We start from the raw sequence: 16422 nt of genomic DNA on the forward strand, positions 1-16422 counted from the left end.
GTGGCTCGATCCTTGCTCTGACCTCTGTCTCGGGAAGAGGCCCGCGAGCCAGTTGACCGAAGCTGTCATATTTTCTATACACCTCATGTATTGAAAGCAAGATAGCTCGCTAACCCCTGGGGCCATCCGCCTTGCGCGCCGCGTCCGAGCCACTGAAGGCACGACGGATCTACCTGCTCTTGAAGGACAAGATCGCATCCGGCGAGCTTGCGGACGGCGAGCGGCTGCCCGGCGAGTTCGCGCTGGCCGAGGAGCACAACGTCTCCCGCGTCACCATCCGCCAGGCGCTCGATCTGCTCGCTGGCGAAGACCTCATCCAGAAGAAGAGCGGCCTCGGCACCTTCGTGCATCGTCCGGCGTCGAAGGTCCGCACGGTGCTTGCCGACGTTTCCAACGTGTTCGCGCATCTGATCGAGATGGGGCGCACGACGGACGTGCGTCTGCTCTCGTTCGATTACGTCACGCCATCCGACCAGATCCGTGAGGCGTTGCGGCTCGCGCCGGACGAGCGCTCGCAGCGCTCGGTGCGCGTCCGCCTCGTCGACGGCGTGCCGTTCTCCTATCTCATCGCCAATGTGCCCGAGCGCATCGGCCGCAATTACTCGCGCGAGGATCTCGCGCGCATGCCGCTGCTCGAACTGATCGAGCGCTCCGGCCTGACCAGCGCCTCGGCGCGGCAGGAGATCAGCGCCGTGCTGTCGAGCCCCGATGTGGCCGAGGCGCTCGACATCGATGTCGGCATGCCGCTCGTGGCCTTGCGCCGCACGGTCTACGGCAAGGACGGTCAGCCGATGGAGCACCTGCAGGCGCTCTACCGGCCCGATCGCTACACATTGCAGATGAACCTCGAGCGGACGGGCGACGAAGGGCACCGGCACTGGAGCCCGACCGCCGAGGTGTACCGCAGGGAGCGCCCGCGCCGGCGGCCGCCAGTCAGGAAAGTGGGGAAGTCATGACGCATAGCTCGAAGTCGCTGTCACGCCGCACCGTGCTCAAGAGCGGTGTCGCGCTCACCTCGATGCTGGCCGCGCCCGGCCTGCTGCGCGCCGAGCCGGCACCGGTCAAGGTCGGTCTGCTGCAGCCGATCTCGGGCGCGTTCGCGCTCGACGGCGATCTCGCCAAGATCGGCGCCGAGTTCGCGATCAAGGAGATCAACGATGCCGGCGGCATCAAGGCGCTCGGCGGCGCCAAGCTCGAGCTCGTGATCGGCGACAGCCGCTCCAATGCGGAAGCCGGCGCGCAGGCGACCGAGGAATTGCAGTCGGCCGGCGTCGCCGCCGTGCTCGGCGGCTTTGCCTCGGGCATCGCGCTGACCGCGACGCAGACCGCCTCGCGCTACGACCTGCCGTTCGTCGTCGACTGCGCGGTGGCGGATACGATCACCGAGCGCGGCCTGAAGAACACCTTCCGTTTCAACCCGAACTTCAGCATGGCCACGTCGGTCGCGCTGAAGAACCTCGTCAAGCTCAACGACGACGCCGGCAAGCCGATCAAGACGGTGGCGATCGTGCACGAGGACGGCCTGTTCGGCTCGGGCCTCGCCAAGATCATGCAGGAGAAGCTGCCGCCGCTTGGTTTCCAGATCGTCGAGACCATCGCGCATCCGACCCCGGCGCGCGACATGACCAACGTCGTCCTGCGGCTGCGCGCGCTCAATCCCGATTTGATCGTGCCCTCGCACTACTTCAACGAGTTCGTGCTGATGGCGCGCACGCTGCAGCAGCAGCGCGTGCGCCCGAAGGGCATCTACGCCGTGTTCGGCGGCGCCGCCTCGAGCTACCGCTTCGTCAACGAATTCCCCGAAGCCGCCCAGGGCGTGATGGACTGCAACCATTGGGGCGATCCCAAGAGCCCGATCACGGCCAAGCTGCGCGAGACCGTGACCGCCGCCGGCAAGTTCTACGCCTACAACACGCCGATCAACTACTCGCTGGTGAAGGTGTTCGCCCAGGCCGTCGAGAAGGCCGGCAGCGCCGACCGCGCCAAGATCATCGAGGCCCTGGCCGCGAACGAGTTCGACAGCGGCGTCATGCCCTACGGCAAGACCAAGTTCGACGCCAAGGGCCAGAACACCAGCGCGCTGCCGCTGAACACCCAGGTCCAGGGCAAGGACATCAAGGTGATCTACCCCGCGGACTACGCCGACGCGAAGCCGGTGTTCCCAATCAACGGATGATCGGGCAGGGGACTCGATAGGACAGCCCGCAGTGGCTGGATTGTAGTTGTTCCCGTTTGCTGAGTTCGAGCGCTTCGCACCACGAGCGGTGCGCTCCCTCTCCCCGTTCTTCACGGGGAGAGGGTTGGGGTGAGGGGCAGCCACACCCACCGACCGTGCGGAGAGCCCCCCTCACCCGGATTGCATCTTTGATGCAATCCGACCTCTCCCCGCGCGCGGGGAGAGGCGAAGACCGAGCAAGCGGCGAACGGGTCGCGTAGCAAGCGGATCGCTCACAGCGTCCGCTGAACCAGAGGATCTAATGTACTCGCCCCAGATCGTCGTGGAGGCGCTGTTGAACGGACTGATGCTGGGCGCGATCTATGCCTTGATCGCGCTTGGTCTCACACTGATCTACGGCGTGCTGCACATCGTGAATTTCGCCCACGGCGCGCTGCTGACGGTGGCGATGTTCATGGTGTGGCTGGCCTGCGCCCGCTACGGCATGGATCCGTATCTCGCGATCCTGTTCGTCGCGCCATTCATGTTCGCGCTCGGCTACGCCCTGCAGCGCTTCATCATCGGCCCGGCGAGCCACGGCAAGGACAACGGCATCCTTCTGGTCACTCTGGGCCTGTCCATCATTATCGAGAACGCGCTGCTCGCCGCCTTCCAGTCCGACACCCGCACCATCACCACCGACTACTCGTTCCGCGTCGTCGAGCTTGGCCCGCTGCTGCTGTCATTCCCCCGCGTGGTCGGCTTCGGCGTGACTATTGCGACCACACTTCTGCTCTGGCTGGTGCTGCACCAGACCGACATCGGCAAGGCGATCCGCGCGGTCGCCAAGGAGAAGCTCGGTGCTGCGCTCGTCGGCATCAGCGTACCGCATGTCTACGCCATGACCTTTGCGATCGGCTGCGCTTGCCTTGCCGTCGCCGCAGGCCTGCTGATGCCGTCGTTCTATGTCAGCCCCAAGACCGGCGCGGCCTTCGTGCTGGTCGCCTTTACCATCGTGGTGCTCGGTGGCATGGGCTCGATCCCCGGCGCGCTGATCGGCGGTCTCTTGATCGGCGTCGTCGAGGCCGCGTCCAGCCTGTTCCTCGGTGACAGTCTCGGCCAGATCGGCATCTTCCTGATCTTCATCGTCACTCTGCTGGTGCGTCCGACCGGCCTGTTCGGAGCGCGCGCATGACCCGGCCGCGTCTCACCACTCTCGCCGTCATCGTCGTTGCCCTCGCCGTGGTCCCGTTCCTCGGCCTGTCCGGCGCGCTGCTCAACCTGATGATCTTCATGATGATAACAGCGCTGGCGGCGCAGGGCTGGAACATTCTCGGCGGCTATGCGGGCCTGTCGTCGTTCGGTCACGCCGCCTTCTTCGGCGCGGGCGCCTATGCGATGGCCGTGCTGCAGACCCGCTTCGGCGTCAACGCCTGGATCGCGCTCGTGTTCGGCATCGCGCTGGGCGCGCTGGTCGGCGCATTCATCGGCTTCCTCAGCTTCCGCTCCGGCCTGAAGGGTTCGTATTTCGCGCTGATCACCTTGGCCTTCGCCGAGGTCGCCCGCATCCTCGCCAACAGCTGGAATTTCACCGGCGGCGCGGCCGGCATCCTGCTGAAGCTGCAGCCGGGCCTGCCATATCTGCAATTCGCCGATCGCCGCTATTTCCTGCTGATCGCGCTCGGCTTCGTTGCGATCGGCCTGCTCGTCAGCTGGTGGCTGGAGCATTCGCGCTTCGGCGCCTATCTCGTCGCGCTGCGCGAGAACGAGCAGGCGGCGCAGGCGCTCGGTGTCGACGTGTTCGCGGTCAAGATGAAGGCGATCGCGATCTCCGGCGCACTGACCGCCGCCGCCGGCTGCCTCTATGCGCAGAACTATCTGTTCATCGACGCCAATGTCGCGTTCGGCTCCTGGATCTCGATCGAGGCGCTGTTCGCGGCCATCGTCGGCGGCTCCGGCACGGTGCTCGGGCCGCTGGTCGGCGCCATCGTGCTGCTCGGCCTCGGCGAACTCACCAAGAGCGTGTCCGGCGGCATTCCCGGCATGGACCTGCTGGTGTTCGGCGTCATCCTGGTGCTCTCGGTGGCGTTCTCGCCGAACGGCCTGGTCATGCTGATGAAGAGCCTCGGCCTGCGTGCGCCGAAGGCGAAGGAGGCGTGATGCTCGAGGTCAAGTCCCTCACCAAGCGCTTCTCCGGCCTCGTCGCGGTCGACCAGGCCTCGCTGTCGGTCGCAAAGGGCTCGATCACCGGCCTGATCGGGCCGAACGGCGCCGGGAAGACCACGCTGTTCGCGATGGTCGCGGGCTTCCTGCAGCCGGACGGCGGCAGCGTCAGCTACGACGGCCGCGACATCACGGCGTTGGCCCCGCATGTCCGCGCACGGCAAGGCATCGCGCGCACCTTCCAGATCGTGCAGCCGTTCGAAGGCCTGAACGTGCAGGAGAACATCGCCGTCGGCGCCTATCTGCATACGCCCGATGCCAAGGAAGCGATGGCGCAGGCGGCTGACATCGCCAAGCGTGTCGGCCTCGGCGCCGATCTCGCCAAGGCGTCCTCCGATCTCACCGTCGCGGGGCGCAAGCGTCTCGAAGTGGCGCGCGCGCTCGCGACCAGGCCGAAGCTGCTGCTGCTCGACGAAGTGCTCGCCGGACTCAACCCCTCGGAGATCCGCGACGTGCTGCCGCTGGTGCGCGACATCCGCCACCAGGGGGTCACCATCTTGATGATCGAGCACATCATGCAAGCGGTGATGAATCTCTGCGACAAGGTCTACGTCCTGTCGCAGGGGCGCATGATCGCCGAAGGCGAGCCGAGGGCCGTCTGCGAGGACCCGCAGGTGATCGAGGCCTATCTCGGCCACGGTGCGGCCGAACGTCTGCGCGCGGAGCAGGCCCATGCTTGAGGTCCGCGATCTCCGCGCCGGCTACGGCGGAACCGAAGTGCTGCGCGGCGTCAGCTTCGACGTCAACGCCGGCGAGGTCGTTGCCGTGCTCGGCTCCAATGGCGTCGGCAAGACGACCTTGAACAAGGTACTCTCGGGCGTCGTGCCCGCCACTGCCGGCACCATCCGCTTCAACGGCGCGGCGCTGGAGCACGCATCCGCGCCCGACATCGTCACCGCGGGCCTGATCCACGTGCCTGAGGGCCGCAAGATCTTTCCGAATCTGTCGGTGCGCGAGAACCTCGAGCTCGGCGCCTATTGCCGGCCGCGGCGTGGGCGCGCTGAGCGCATCGAGCAGATCTACACGACGTTCCCGAAGCTGAAGCAGCGCGCGCGGCAATATGCCGGCACGCTGTCCGGCGGCGAGCAGCAGATGCTGGCGATCGGCCGCGGCCTGATGGGTGAGCCGAAGCTGCTCATCCTCGACGAGCCGTCGCTCGGCCTGTCGCCGCTGATGGTGGAGGAGATGTTCGCGCTGATCGCGCGGCTCGCAGCGTCCGGTCTCGCCATCATGCTGGTCGAGCAGAACGTCGTGCAGTCGCTCGAGCTCGCCGGCCGCGCCTACATCATGGAGAACGGCATCATCACGCTCTCCGGCCAGGCGTCCGAGCTGAAATCCAATGCCGAGCTGAAGCGGGCCTATCTCGGTCTGTGACGTCAGCTTCAGCAATTAGTTGAGACAAACAAGGAAACGACAATGAGCCTGAGATCCACTCTGGCATCAGCCGAGCCGACGATCGCGCCCGGCGTGTACGACGCGCTGACCGCGAGCATCGCCGCCGAGGCCGGCTTCAAGGCGCTGTATCTGACCGGCGCCGGCATCGCCTACACCAAGCTCGGCCGGCCCGACATCGGCCTGGTGTCGATGATGGAGGTCGCCGACACTATCGCCATGATCCGCGACCGCGTCGATACGCCGCTGGTGGTCGATGGCGACACCGGCTTCGGCAATGCGCTGAACGTGCAGCGGACGATCCGGCTGTTCGAGCGCATGGGCGCCTCCGCGATCCAGCTCGAGGACCAGACCACGCCGAAGCGCTGCGGCCACCTCACCGACAAGGCCGTGATCAGCGCGAGCGAGATGGTCGGTAAGATCAAGGCTGCGCTCGATGCGCGCCAGTCGTCCGAGACCCTGATCGTCGCGCGCACCGACGCGCTGGCGATCGAGGGCATGGAGGCCGCGATCGAACGCGCCGAGCGCTATGCCGAGGCTGGCGCCGACGTGCTGTTCGTCGAGGCGCCGAAGAGCAGCGAACAACTGTCGGCCATCGCCGGCCGGCTGGCCTCGAAGCGGCCGCTGCTAGCCAACATGGTCGAGGGCGGCTCGACGCCGATCCATGCGGCGTCAGAGCTCGGCGCGCTCGGCTTCAAGCTCGTGATCTTCCCCGGCGGCATCGTGCGCGCGCTCGCCTTCTCGGCACGCGCCTACTATCAGTCGCTGGCGCAGGCCGGCTCGACCAAGCCGTTCGCCGACCGCATGCTCGATTTCGCCGGCCTCAACGCGATGCTTGGCACCGCCGATATCCTGGCGAACGGCGCCCGTTACGCGGCTGACGACGAGGGGACGCGGGCATGACCACCTTGGATCCGATCACGCTTGCCGTGCTGAAGGGGCGGCTGGAGCAGATCGCCGACGAGATGGACGCGACGCTCTATCGCTCCGCTTTCAACCCGACGATCGCGGAGGCGCGCGACGCCTGCCACGGCATCTATCACGCCACGACCGGCGATACGCTGGTGCAGGGGCAGGGTGGCCTGCCGATCTTCGTCGGCGCCATGGCCTTCGCCGTGCGCGCCGTCATCGCCAAGGTCGAGAAGGAGGGCGGCCTCGAGGAGGGCGACACCTTCATCTTCAACGATCCCTATGACGGCGGCACCCATCTCAACGACTTCCGCCTGGTGCGTCCGGTATTCCGCGGCGGCCGGGTGTTCTGCTGGATTGCCTCGGTCGGGCACTGGCTCGACATCGGCGGCAATGTCGCCGGCGGCTACAATCCGAAGGCGGTCGAGAGTTTCCAGGAAGGCATGCGCATTCCTCCCGTGAAGCTGATCGCGGCGGGACGCATGAACCACGACATCCTCGGCATCATCGAAGCCAATTCGCGGGTGCCGATGTCGAACTGGGGCGATCTCAACGGCCAGCTCAATGCGCTCGATCTCGGCGAGGGCCGTCTGCGCGCGCTGCTCGACGACTACGGCGACACCACTGTCTCGGATGCGTTCGAGGCGTTCTCCGACCGCGCCGAGACCCTGATGCGCGCCGCGATCGCCTCGCTGCCCGACGGCACCTATTCGTTCGAGGACGTGCTCGACAATGACGGCATCGTCGATGTGCCCCTGACGGTCGCGCTCGATGTCACCATTGCCGGCGACACGCTGACGCTCGACTTCACCCGTTCGTCGGCAGCCTGCAAGGGCCCGATCAACATCTCGCGCTCGACCACGATCGCGGCCTGCTACGTCGCGCTGAAGCATGTGTTCACCGAGGTGCCGGCCAATGCCGGCTGCCTGCGGCCGATCTCCTTCGCGATCACGGACGGCTCGCTGCTCGCGGCAGGGCCGCCGAAGCCCGTCGCGGGCTACACTGAGACGATCCTGCGCCTGATCGGCGTCGTGCTCGGCGCGCTCGCCAAGGCCGATCCGTCGCGCGCCACCGCCGCACCGTTCGGCACCATCAATGCGCTGTCGATCGCCGGCCATCGCAAGGACAACAGCCGCTTCGTGATGTTCTCGTTCTTCGGCGGCGGCCTCGGCGGCAATCCCTTAACCGACGGCCTCAACCACGCCAACAACCCGATCTCGACCGCGACCATTCCGCCCGTGGAAATCTTGGAAGCAGCCTATCCCGTCATGTTCACGCAATGGGCGTTGCGCCCGGATTCCGCCGGTGCCGGCACCCATCGCGGCGGCGTCGGTGCCGTCTATGAGGTCGAGCTGCTGGCCGATGCCGACGTCGCGCTGCTCGGCGAGCGCGGCAAGGCGGCGCCGTTCGGCGTCGCCGGCGGCGGCAGCGCGGCGCTCAATCATTTCGCTTGGCAGACCGAGCAGGGTGAGGCGAGCCCGCCGATGGTCTCCAAGATCACCGATCTGCATCTGAAGGCAGGCAAGCGCGTGCGGCTTGAGACGCCTGGAGGCGGCGGATGGGGACCGCCGGAGGCGCGGCCTGTCGCTGACGTTGCACATGACGTCGCGCTTGGCTTCGTCTCGCCGGCGCAGGCGCGTGACGTCTACAAGGTTGCCGTGAAGGCAGACGGCGCGGTCGATGAAGCCGCGACGGGCACGCTTCGCGCCGGAGGTGCGGCATGAGCAAGCTCGGCACCATCGTCGGCGTCGATGTCGGCGGCACCTTCACGGACCTGTTCTACTTCGACGAGGCGAAGCGCAGCTTCCGCACCAACAAGGTGCCGTCGAACCGCGGCGACGAAGCCGTCGGCTTCCTCGAAGGCCTGCAAGGTTTTGGCGCGGTCGCCCATCTCACCTCGATCGTGCACGGCACGACCGTCGGCACCAACGCGCTCTTGGAGCGCAAGGGCGCGCGCATCGGCCTGATCACCACGCGGGGCTTCCGCGACGTGCTGGAGATGCGCCGCCGCGACCGCCGCAACACCTGGGGCCTGTGGGGCGACTTCATCCCCGTGGTCGAGCGCGACATGCGCGCCGAGGTCGACGAGCGCGTGCTGTCGGACGGCACCATCCGCACGGCTGTGGACGTCGCGCAGGTCGAGGCCACCGCGCGCGAGCTGCTCGCGAAGGGTGCGCAGGCGCTGGCGATCGTGTTCGTCAACGCCTTCGCCAATCCCGACAATGAGCGCCGCGCGCTCGAAGCCGTGCAGGCGATCTGGCCGAACGACAACGTCGCCTGCTCGAGCCAGATCCTGCCGGAGATCCGCGAGTTCGAGCGGACCTCGACAACCGCGCTCAACGCCTATCTGCAGCCGGTGGTCGGCTCCTATCTGCAGAAGCTGCAGAACGCGCTCGCCGGCGAGGCCTTCGACGGCCGCTTCCACATCGTGCAGTCCAATGGCGGCGTGATGTCCACGGACGCGGCGCGGCGGTTCCCGATCCGCACCGCATTGTCCGGTCCTGCGGCCGGGGTGATCGCGGCGGCGGAGATTGCGAAAGCAGCTGGCTTCCCCAACGTCATCACCGGCGATCTCGGCGGCACCTCGTTCGACGTGTCGCTGGTGGTCGACGGCGCGACCTCGCTGGCGGCGCAGACCACGATCGATTTCGGCCTCGTCGTGCGTACGCCGATGATCGAGATCACGACCATCGGCGCCGGCGGCGGCTCGATCGCGCATGTCGATGCCGGCGGCCTGCTGCAGGTCGGCCCGGAGAGCGCGGGCTCGCGGCCGGGTCCGGTGTGCTATGGCGGCGGCAACGACCGGCCGACGCTCACCGACGCCAATGTCGTGCTCGGCCGCATCAATGCGGACAGGCCGATCGGCGGCAAGCTGAAGGCGCTCGATGTCGAGGCCGCCAAGCGCGCCATCGCCAGGCATGTCGGCGAGCCGCTCGGCCTCGGCGTGATGGAAGCGGCGGAAGCGATCGTGCGCATCGCCGACAGCAAGATGGCCGGCGCCATCAGGCTGATGTCGATCGAGCGCGGCCATGATCCGGCGCGCTTCGCGGCGGTGCCGTTCGGCGGCGGCGGCGCGCTGCACGTCTCGGCGCTGATCAAGGATGTCGGGCTCAAGGCGGCGCTGGTGCCGCGCTATCCCGGGGTCACCTCGGCGCTCGGCTGCGTCATCGCCGACATCCGCCATGACCAGGTGCAGACGCTCAACATGTTCGTCGACGGCCTCGACATCGCGGCGCTGACGCGGTGGATGCTGTCCGAGGCCGAGCATGCCCAGGGCGTGGTGAAGGACGCACGGCTCGCGGTCGAGCGCATCGACACGCTGTTCGAGCTCGACATGCACTATGTCGGCCAGACCCACACCATCCGCGCGACCTTGCCGGCGGAGATCCGCGACGGCGCCATCGCGCTGACGGTCGAGGACGTCCGCAAGGCGTTCGAGACGGCCTATCAGAAGAGCTTCAGCCGGCTCTTGCCGGGTGTGCCGATCAAGATCGTCAACCTGCGCACGGCGGCGATCGGCGTGCGCCCGCGCTTCGACCTCGCGACGCTCGCGCCTGACAGCAACGCCGATCTCGGCAAGGCGAAGCTCGGCAGCCGCAACGCCTGGTTCGACGGCAAATGGTGGGACACGGCGATCTACGCCCGACTCGATCTGCCTGTCGGCACCGAAGTCGCGGGCCCCGCGATCCTCGAGCAGCCGGATGCGACGACGGTGATCGCGCCCGGCTTCAAGGCGCGGGTGGACCAGTTCGGCAACGTCATCGTGGAGCGGACATGAGCGATCACACCATTCCCGCTGCGCGGAGCGCGCTGCTGATCGTCGATCTGCAGAACGACTTCCTCGATCCCAAGGGCGCCTATGGCCGCGCCGGCCAGACGGCGGCGGATATTGCAGCACTGCCGCCGCGGCTGAAGCCGTTCGCGGACCTGATGCGGTCCAAGGGCGGCTTCGTGATCTCGACGCAGTTCACCCTGGTGCCGGGCAAGGGCGGCGAGCCGCTGATTTCGCCGCATCTGAAGCAGCTGCGGCCGTTCCTCGCCAAGGGCGATTTCCTGCCGGGCGCCTGGGGCCATCAACTCGTCGACACCTTGCAGCCTGCCGACGTCACGATCGAGAAGATCGCGTACTCCGCGTTCTACATGACCCGGCTCGAATGGGTGCTGCGCAAATGCGGCATCGAGAAGCTCTACGTCGCCGGCATCGTCACCAATGGCGGCGTGGCCTCGACGGTACGCGATGCGCATATCCGCGATTTCGAGACGGTCGTGCTCGAAGACGGCTGCGCCGCCTTCACCGCGGAGACGCATGCCACCGCGATCGCGGCGTTGAAGCCGGTATGCCGTGTGACGTCGATCGCGGAGGCGATGACGGAGCTGGCGGCGTCATGAGTTCGGTCGAGACGATCGATCGTACGCCCGAGTTCGCGGTCGATTGCCTGATCATCGGCGCGGGTGCCGCGGGGCTCGTCGCCGCGCTCTCTGCGGTCGAGAATGGCGAGAGCGTGTTGGTATTGGAGCGCGATACCGTGCCGCAGGGTTCGACGGCGCTGTCGGCCGGTTTGATCCCAGCCGCTGGCACCCGCTGGCAGACGGCGCTCGGCATTGACGACACTCCGTCGCGCTTCGCCGACGACATCATGCACAAGGCGCACGATGAACCGGATGTTGCGCTGGTGAAGCTGGTCACGACGACGATCGGTCCAACGCTCGAATGGCTCGCCGACCGGCATCAACTGCCGTTCTCGCTGATCGACAATTTCACCTATCCCGGCCATTCGCGCTATCGCATGCACGGTTTGCCGAGCCGCGCCGGACGCGAACTGATCGACCGGCTGCGCACAGCCGCAGAGGCGGCGAGCATCGATATCCTCTGCGACGCGCATGCGACGACCTTGCTGGTTGATGATGCGCAACGGATCAGTGGCGTGCGCTTCACGAGGCCTGATGGCAGCGCCGACGAGATCGGGTGCAAGAGGCTGATCCTCGCCTGTAGCGGCTATGGCGGCAACCCAGTGCTGGTTGCGCGACATATCCCTGACATGGCCAGCGCCACCTATTTCGGCCACGTCGGCAACCAGGGCGATGCGCTTGTTTGGGGCGAGCAGCTCGGCGCGGCGACGCGCCATCTCGGCGGCCATCAGGGCCACGGCTCGGTCGCACATCCCGCGGGCATTCTCATCAGTTGGGCCACCATCACCGAGGGCGGTTTCCAGGTGAACGCCAACGGCGAGCGCTTCTCCAATGAGGCGTCGGGCTATTCCGAGCAGGCGGCCAACGTGCTGGTACAGCCGGACGGCATCGCCTGGACCATCTTCGATGCGCGCATCGCCGGCATCGCCGCGCAGTTCGAGGATTTCCGCAACGCCGTCGCGCATGGCGCAGTGCTCGAAGCTGAGGACATCGCGAGCCTGGCGGTAGGCATGCGCGTGCCGGCCGACACGCTCGCAGCCACCTTCGCGGAGGTCGCGGCCGCGAAGTCGGAGCAGCGCACCGACCGCTTCGGTCGCAGCTTCGCCGACGTGCCGCAACTCGCGTCGCCCTATCGCGCCGTGAAGGTCACCGGCGCGCTGTTCCACACCCAAGGCGGCCTCGTCATCGACGACCTCGCGCGCGTGCTGCGCGAGGACGGCACCGCGATCGACAATCTGTTCGCGGCCGGCGGCGCCGCCTGCGGCGTTTCAGGGGCCGATGCCTCCGGCTATCTCTCGGGCAACGGCCTGCTCACGGCCGTCGCGCTCGGCCGCGTGGCGGGGCTGGCGCGCTGAGCTAGCGCCGCGCGGCCTGCCAGCGCAACAGCCGGCTCTCGGCGGCGCCCATTGCGAGCGCGGTGACATAGCCGATCACGCCGAGCAGCATCACGCCGGCGAACAGATCGGCGGAGCGGAACGCGCGTGCCGACAGCAGCACCCATTGGCCGAGACCGTCGAGGCCGGCGAGCATCTCGCAGACCACGGCGAGGATCAGCGCCACCGTCAGGCTCAGCCGCATGCCGGCGAGAATGTCGGGGGCCGCCGAAGGCAGCGCGATCTTGAAGATGACCGCGAGCCGCGACATGTGCAGCACCTGCGCCACCTCGTAGAGCCGCGGCTCGACTGCGCCGAATCCGTGGATGGTGCCGAGCAGCAGCGGCCACAGCGATCCGAACGCGATGACGAACAGCGCCATCCCCTGCGACAGGCCGAGCGCCGCGATCGCGACCGGGATGATCGCCGACACCGGCAGCGGCCGCAGCAGCTCCAGCGTTGGCGCAACGTAGAGACGCATCGCCTTGGACGAGCCGATCATCGCGCCGAGCGCGATGCCGGCGATCGAGGCGAGCAGCCAGCCATAGGCCATGTGCGCCAGCGTGCCCACGAGCTTGGCCAGCAGATCTCCGCTCGTGAAGCCGCGCATCAGCGAGGCCCAGGCGCGATTCGGGCCGGGCAGGAAGACGGGCGACACCCAGCGCTGATCGGCCGCGAGTTGCCACAGCGCGATGACACAAGCCGCAACGCCGAAGCTGGCGAGGCGCCAGCCGAGGACCGACCATCTCATGCGCCGTCTCCGATCAGGGCCGCGCGGCCGAACAGCGTCCTTTGCGCCGTCATCAGCGCGGTGTTGAGCACGAAGCCGGTGACGCCGATCCACACCAGATAGGCCAGCATCAGGTCGGGCCGCAGCGCCTGCTGCGCGGTCATGATGCCGGCGCCGAGGCCGAGCGGGTTGATCGCGATCTCCACCGTGACGGCCACGATCAGCGCGATGCCGGCGGCCAGACGGAAGGCGAGGAAGATGCGGGGCAGGGCGGCGGGAATGACGATCTTCCTGATGCGGTCGAGCTGCGTCAGCCGCAGCACGCGCGCGACCTCGATCAGCCGCGGCTCGATGCCGCCGACCGCGGCGCGTGTCATGATCAGCACCGGCCAGACGCAGGCGAAGGCGACGATCGCGATCTCCATGCGGTAGCCGAAGCCGAGCGCGATCAGCGCGATCGGCAGAAGCGCCACCGACGGGATCGGCCTGATGGCCTCGATCGTCACCTCCATCAGCCGGTTGAGGATCTGCGACAGGCCGAGCGCGATGCCGAGCACCAGCCCGATGGCACCGCCGATGAAGAGGCCGGCGAACGCAGACGCGAGCGTGTCACGCGTCGCGATCAGCAGCGAGCCGTCGGTCAGCGCGCCGAGCAGAGCGAGCGCGATCGCGCTCGGCGGCGCCAGCGAGTCGCTCTGCACGGCCGCAAGCCGCATCCCCGTTTCGAAGGCGAGCAATGAAGCGAGCGGCAGCAGCAGCGGCTTGAGACGCTCCGGCATGCTCATTCGCTCGCCTTGATGAAGTCGAACAGCGCGCGGCGCAGCCGCAGGAATTCCGGCTGCTCGCGCGTCGCCAACTGGTCGCGCGGCCGCGGCAGGCCGACCGTCAGTTCCAGCCCGACACGGCCGGGATGCGGCAGCAGGCCGATCACGCGGTCGCCGAGATAGATCGCCTCCTCGAGATCATGCGTGACGAACACGACGGTGGCGCCGGTGGAGGCGACCAGCGCCAGCATCTCGTCCTGCAGGCCCTGACGCGTCATCGCGTCGAGTGCGCCGAACGGCTCGTCCATCAGCAACACCTTCGGATCCTGCGCGAGGCAGCGCGCAATCTGCAGCCGCTGCTGCATGCCGCCCGACATCTCCGTCGGATATTTGGCGGCATGGCCCGCGAGCCCGACCTTGGCCAGCAGCTCGGTGATGCGCGCCTCGCGCTGGTGCGCGGGCAAGCCGATGGTCTCCAGCGCCAGCGAGATGTTGCCGGCCGCGGTGCGCCACGGCAGCAGCGCCTTGCCATAGTCCTGGAACACGACCGCGATCTCGCGCCGGGGCGCGCGCATCGGCTCGCCCTCGAAGCGCACGCTGCCGCCGGTCGGCTGATACAGCCCGGCCGCGAGCCGCAGCGCCGTGGTCTTGCCGCAGCCGGAGGCGCCGACCACGCACAGGATCTCGCCGGCTGAGACCTCCAGGCTGATCGTGTCGATGATCGCCTTGCCGCCGAGGGTCAGCGCGACATTGTCGAACGCGATCTGCGCGCGCGCAGGCGAAGGAGACGATTGCACCAAAGCGAGGGCGGGCTCTGCCATCTCAGGCTCCCTTCGATTGCGGATAGACGATGCTGATCGTCGAGCGCAGATGCGCTTCCAGCCGCGCCTGCGCGGCGGCGGCATCGCGCGCGAGCACGAGATCGGCCAGCGCCTCGTGCTCCCGGATGAAGCCGCTGCCGTCGTCGAAGCTGCGCATCATCACGCGGCGATAGCGATAGGCCTGGTCGTAGAGATCGGAATGCGCAGCGAGCAGCCGGCGCGAACCGCAGCCAGCCAGCAGCGCGGTGTGAAACGCCTTGTGCAACTGGTCGAACTCCGGCGCGCCCTCGCGGAACTCGCTTTGCATGCGCTGAATGTAGCGGCGCATCTGATGCAGCGCGGCGATGATCCCGGCCTCCCATGAATCGCCGCCGCTCTGCATCGCCAGAAGTAGCGCCTCCTTCTCCACCACCGTGCGCATCCGCGTGATGTCGATCAGATCATCGCGGCTGACCTCGGCGACGCGAAAGCCGCGCTGGCCGATACTGACGATCAGCCCGCGCGACACCAGCCGCGACAGCCCCTCGCGCACCGGCGTCGGCCCGATCTCGTAACGCTTGGCGAGTTCGACGATCCCGAGCCGCGATCCGGGCGCGAGCACGCCCGCGACGATGTCGCGCTCGATCAGCGCTGCGGCGCGCTCGCTGAGCGTATCGCCGCTCGCCGGCTCGGTCTGCGGAAGCGGGGGCGCGGCCGTCATCAGTTGAGGATCAGCGTCTTGAGGTCGAGCTTGCTCTGCAGCATCTTCTGCGCCGACATCACGTCGATCCACCATGCGAGCTGCTCGGGCTTCAGTACCGGTTCGGCGTAGTTCGGCGCGGTCAGCCTGACGAGGTCGAGCGGCTGCTTGGTGAACTTGGAGATGGCCGCCGAGGCCTTCTCACGATCGTTGTTGACGATCGGCGCCGCCTCGGCGATGGCCGCGCGGAATTTTTTCACCGTCTCCGGATTCTTCTCCGCCCATTCGCGCGAGGCTGCATAGAAGATGATTGGCTCGGTGCGCCCGAGCTCGGCCGCGTAGCGCGCGCCGACGGTGCCCAGATTGGCATTGGTGATGCGCATCACGAACGGCTCGGCGGTCAGCACGGCGTCGACGCCGCCCGACTTGATGGTGTCGGCCATGGTCGGAAACGTGACCTCGACGAAATTGACGCTCTTCGGGTCGACGCCCTTGTCGACCAGCCATTTCACGAACAGCACTTGCAGGAAGGCGCCGATGCCGGGCGCGCCGACCTTCTTGCCCTTGAAGTCCTGCGGGCCGGTGATGGTGACGCCGTTACGGACGACGGCGGCGACGGCGTCGTTCGAGGTCTTGTTCATGATCGAGGCGCCGGCAACCGCGACGAGGTCGAGCCCGCCATCGGCCGCCTGCAGGAAGACCGTCGAAGTCGTCCCGCCGATCTGGACCGAGTTGGAGAGGAGGGCGGCGGGGATGTTCGAGTTGATCCCGATCAGCACCATCTCGGCGTCCAGACCGTGCTTCTTGAACAGGCCCTCGTCGACCGCGACCATTGCCGAGGCGCAGTCCGAGGTCGCGGTGCAGCCGATCTGGATCTTCTCGGCGCGTGCTGCCGTTGCCAGTGCGAGCGTCGCCAGCACCGAGCCGGTGACAGCGCCCATGAGCCGATGACGCATTGGTGACTCC

16 protein-coding genes are annotated in these 16422 nt (G+C 67.5%); 11 read left to right on the forward strand and 5 right to left on the reverse strand.

The window, feature by feature from the left end; all coding sequences use genetic code 11:
* Positions 1-131: 131 nt before the first annotated feature.
* The 11 genes from ACQR0Z_RS08280 to ACQR0Z_RS08330 all read left to right on the forward strand — a co-directional run bounded on the left by ACQR0Z_RS08280 (position 132) and on the right by ACQR0Z_RS08330 (position 12444).
* The gene (locus ACQR0Z_RS08280; RefSeq protein WP_434918302.1) at positions 132-956 is read left to right on the forward strand and encodes a GntR family transcriptional regulator; all 825 of its coding nucleotides are present in this window, start codon (positions 132-134) and stop codon (positions 954-956) included.
* Positions 953-2176: an ABC transporter substrate-binding protein gene (locus ACQR0Z_RS08285; protein WP_434918303.1), complete on the forward strand. Its 1224-nt coding sequence runs from the start codon at positions 953-955 to the stop codon at positions 2174-2176. The genes ACQR0Z_RS08280 and ACQR0Z_RS08285 overlap by 4 nt, the downstream gene beginning before the upstream one ends.
* 301 nt (positions 2177-2477) lie before the next feature.
* The gene (locus ACQR0Z_RS08290; RefSeq protein ID WP_434918304.1) at positions 2478-3350 is read left to right on the forward strand and encodes a branched-chain amino acid ABC transporter permease; all 873 of its coding nucleotides are present in this window, start codon (positions 2478-2480) and stop codon (positions 3348-3350) included.
* Positions 3347-4315, forward strand: coding sequence for a branched-chain amino acid ABC transporter permease (locus ACQR0Z_RS08295; protein WP_434918305.1), 969 nt, complete (start codon positions 3347-3349; stop codon positions 4313-4315). Before ACQR0Z_RS08290 ends, ACQR0Z_RS08295 begins: the two co-directional genes overlap by 4 nt.
* Positions 4315-5058, forward strand: coding sequence for an ABC transporter ATP-binding protein (locus ACQR0Z_RS08300; RefSeq protein ID WP_434918306.1), 744 nt, complete (start codon positions 4315-4317; stop codon positions 5056-5058). Before ACQR0Z_RS08295 ends, ACQR0Z_RS08300 begins: the two co-directional genes overlap by 1 nt.
* The gene (locus ACQR0Z_RS08305) at positions 5051-5752 is read left to right on the forward strand and encodes an ABC transporter ATP-binding protein (protein ID WP_434918307.1); all 702 of its coding nucleotides are present in this window, start codon (positions 5051-5053) and stop codon (positions 5750-5752) included. Before ACQR0Z_RS08300 ends, ACQR0Z_RS08305 begins: the two co-directional genes overlap by 8 nt.
* 42 nt (positions 5753-5794) lie before the next feature.
* Positions 5795-6673 carry an isocitrate lyase/PEP mutase family protein gene (locus ACQR0Z_RS08310; RefSeq protein ID WP_434918308.1) on the forward strand — a complete coding sequence of 293 codons (879 nt, stop codon included), beginning with the start codon at positions 5795-5797 and terminating at the stop codon, positions 6671-6673.
* Positions 6670-8403 (forward strand): hydantoinase B/oxoprolinase family protein, encoded by a 1734-nt coding sequence (locus ACQR0Z_RS08315; RefSeq protein WP_434918309.1) that lies wholly within the window; start codon positions 6670-6672, stop codon positions 8401-8403. Before ACQR0Z_RS08310 ends, ACQR0Z_RS08315 begins: the two co-directional genes overlap by 4 nt.
* Positions 8400-10457 carry a hydantoinase/oxoprolinase family protein gene (locus tag ACQR0Z_RS08320; protein ID WP_434918310.1) on the forward strand — a complete coding sequence of 686 codons (2058 nt, stop codon included), beginning with the start codon at positions 8400-8402 and terminating at the stop codon, positions 10455-10457. Before ACQR0Z_RS08315 ends, ACQR0Z_RS08320 begins: the two co-directional genes overlap by 4 nt.
* Positions 10454-11068, forward strand: a complete 615-nt coding sequence (locus ACQR0Z_RS08325) for a cysteine hydrolase (protein ID WP_434918311.1) — start codon at positions 10454-10456, stop codon at positions 11066-11068. Before ACQR0Z_RS08320 ends, ACQR0Z_RS08325 begins: the two co-directional genes overlap by 4 nt.
* Entirely contained in the window at positions 11065-12444 is a 1380-nt protein-coding gene (locus ACQR0Z_RS08330) for an FAD-dependent oxidoreductase (RefSeq protein WP_434918312.1), read from the forward strand. The genes ACQR0Z_RS08325 and ACQR0Z_RS08330 overlap by 4 nt, the downstream gene beginning before the upstream one ends.
* A 1-nt stretch (position 12445) precedes the next feature.
* On the opposite strand, the gene ACQR0Z_RS08335 is transcribed toward ACQR0Z_RS08330, so the two are convergent.
* The 5 genes from ACQR0Z_RS08335 to ACQR0Z_RS08355 are packed head-to-tail and all read right to left on the reverse strand — an operon-like array spanning position 12446 to position 16412.
* Positions 12446-13213, reverse strand: a complete 768-nt coding sequence (locus tag ACQR0Z_RS08335; RefSeq protein ID WP_434918313.1) for an ABC transporter permease — start codon at positions 13211-13213, stop codon at positions 12446-12448.
* A complete protein-coding gene (locus ACQR0Z_RS08340; RefSeq protein WP_434876518.1) occupies positions 13210-13977 on the reverse strand; it encodes an ABC transporter permease in 768 nt (255 codons plus the stop codon). Before ACQR0Z_RS08340 ends, ACQR0Z_RS08335 begins: the two co-directional genes overlap by 4 nt.
* Positions 13974-14777: an ABC transporter ATP-binding protein gene (locus ACQR0Z_RS08345; RefSeq protein WP_434918314.1), complete on the reverse strand. Its 804-nt coding sequence runs from the start codon at positions 14775-14777 to the stop codon at positions 13974-13976. The genes ACQR0Z_RS08340 and ACQR0Z_RS08345 overlap by 4 nt, the downstream gene beginning before the upstream one ends.
* A gap of 1 nt (position 14778) precedes the next feature.
* Positions 14779-15477 (reverse strand): GntR family transcriptional regulator, encoded by a 699-nt coding sequence (locus ACQR0Z_RS08350; RefSeq protein ID WP_434861439.1) that lies wholly within the window; start codon positions 15475-15477, stop codon positions 14779-14781.
* Positions 15477-16412 (reverse strand): ABC transporter substrate-binding protein, encoded by a 936-nt coding sequence (locus tag ACQR0Z_RS08355; protein ID WP_434876516.1) that lies wholly within the window; start codon positions 16410-16412, stop codon positions 15477-15479. Before ACQR0Z_RS08355 ends, ACQR0Z_RS08350 begins: the two co-directional genes overlap by 1 nt.
* Positions 16413-16422 lie beyond the last annotated feature (10 nt).

It is taken from the genome of Bradyrhizobium sp. HKCCYLS3077 (genome assembly GCF_051167555.1).
In the GTDB taxonomy this organism is placed as follows: domain Bacteria; phylum Pseudomonadota; class Alphaproteobacteria; order Rhizobiales; family Xanthobacteraceae; genus Bradyrhizobium.

Excerpts from the sequence above, each read along its gene's own strand:
- ACQR0Z_RS08295 (WP_434918305.1), top strand. The coding sequence starts at position 3,347 with ATGACCCGGCCGCGTCTCACCACTCTCGCCGTCATCGTCGTTGCCCTC.
- ACQR0Z_RS08335 (WP_434918313.1), bottom strand. The coding sequence starts at position 13,213 with ATGAGATGGTCGGTCCTCGGCTGGCGCCTCGCCAGCTTCGGCGTTGCG.
- ACQR0Z_RS08300 (WP_434918306.1), top strand. The coding sequence starts at position 4,315 with ATGCTCGAGGTCAAGTCCCTCACCAAGCGCTTCTCCGGCCTCGTCGCG.
- ACQR0Z_RS08315 (WP_434918309.1), top strand. The coding sequence starts at position 6,670 with ATGACCACCTTGGATCCGATCACGCTTGCCGTGCTGAAGGGGCGGCTG.
- ACQR0Z_RS08285 (WP_434918303.1), top strand. The coding sequence starts at position 953 with ATGACGCATAGCTCGAAGTCGCTGTCACGCCGCACCGTGCTCAAGAGC.
- ACQR0Z_RS08310 (WP_434918308.1), top strand. The coding sequence starts at position 5,795 with ATGAGCCTGAGATCCACTCTGGCATCAGCCGAGCCGACGATCGCGCCC.
- ACQR0Z_RS08350 (WP_434861439.1), bottom strand. The coding sequence starts at position 15,477 with ATGACGGCCGCGCCCCCGCTTCCGCAGACCGAGCCGGCGAGCGGCGAT.
- ACQR0Z_RS08345 (WP_434918314.1), bottom strand. The coding sequence starts at position 14,777 with ATGGCAGAGCCCGCCCTCGCTTTGGTGCAATCGTCTCCTTCGCCTGCG.
- ACQR0Z_RS08320 (WP_434918310.1), top strand. The coding sequence starts at position 8,400 with ATGAGCAAGCTCGGCACCATCGTCGGCGTCGATGTCGGCGGCACCTTC.
- ACQR0Z_RS08340 (WP_434876518.1), bottom strand. The coding sequence starts at position 13,977 with ATGAGCATGCCGGAGCGTCTCAAGCCGCTGCTGCTGCCGCTCGCTTCA.
- ACQR0Z_RS08290 (WP_434918304.1), top strand. The coding sequence starts at position 2,478 with ATGTACTCGCCCCAGATCGTCGTGGAGGCGCTGTTGAACGGACTGATG.
- ACQR0Z_RS08305 (WP_434918307.1), top strand. The coding sequence starts at position 5,051 with ATGCTTGAGGTCCGCGATCTCCGCGCCGGCTACGGCGGAACCGAAGTG.
- ACQR0Z_RS08325 (WP_434918311.1), top strand. The coding sequence starts at position 10,454 with ATGAGCGATCACACCATTCCCGCTGCGCGGAGCGCGCTGCTGATCGTC.
- ACQR0Z_RS08330 (WP_434918312.1), top strand. The coding sequence starts at position 11,065 with ATGAGTTCGGTCGAGACGATCGATCGTACGCCCGAGTTCGCGGTCGAT.
- ACQR0Z_RS08355 (WP_434876516.1), bottom strand. The coding sequence starts at position 16,412 with ATGCGTCATCGGCTCATGGGCGCTGTCACCGGCTCGGTGCTGGCGACG.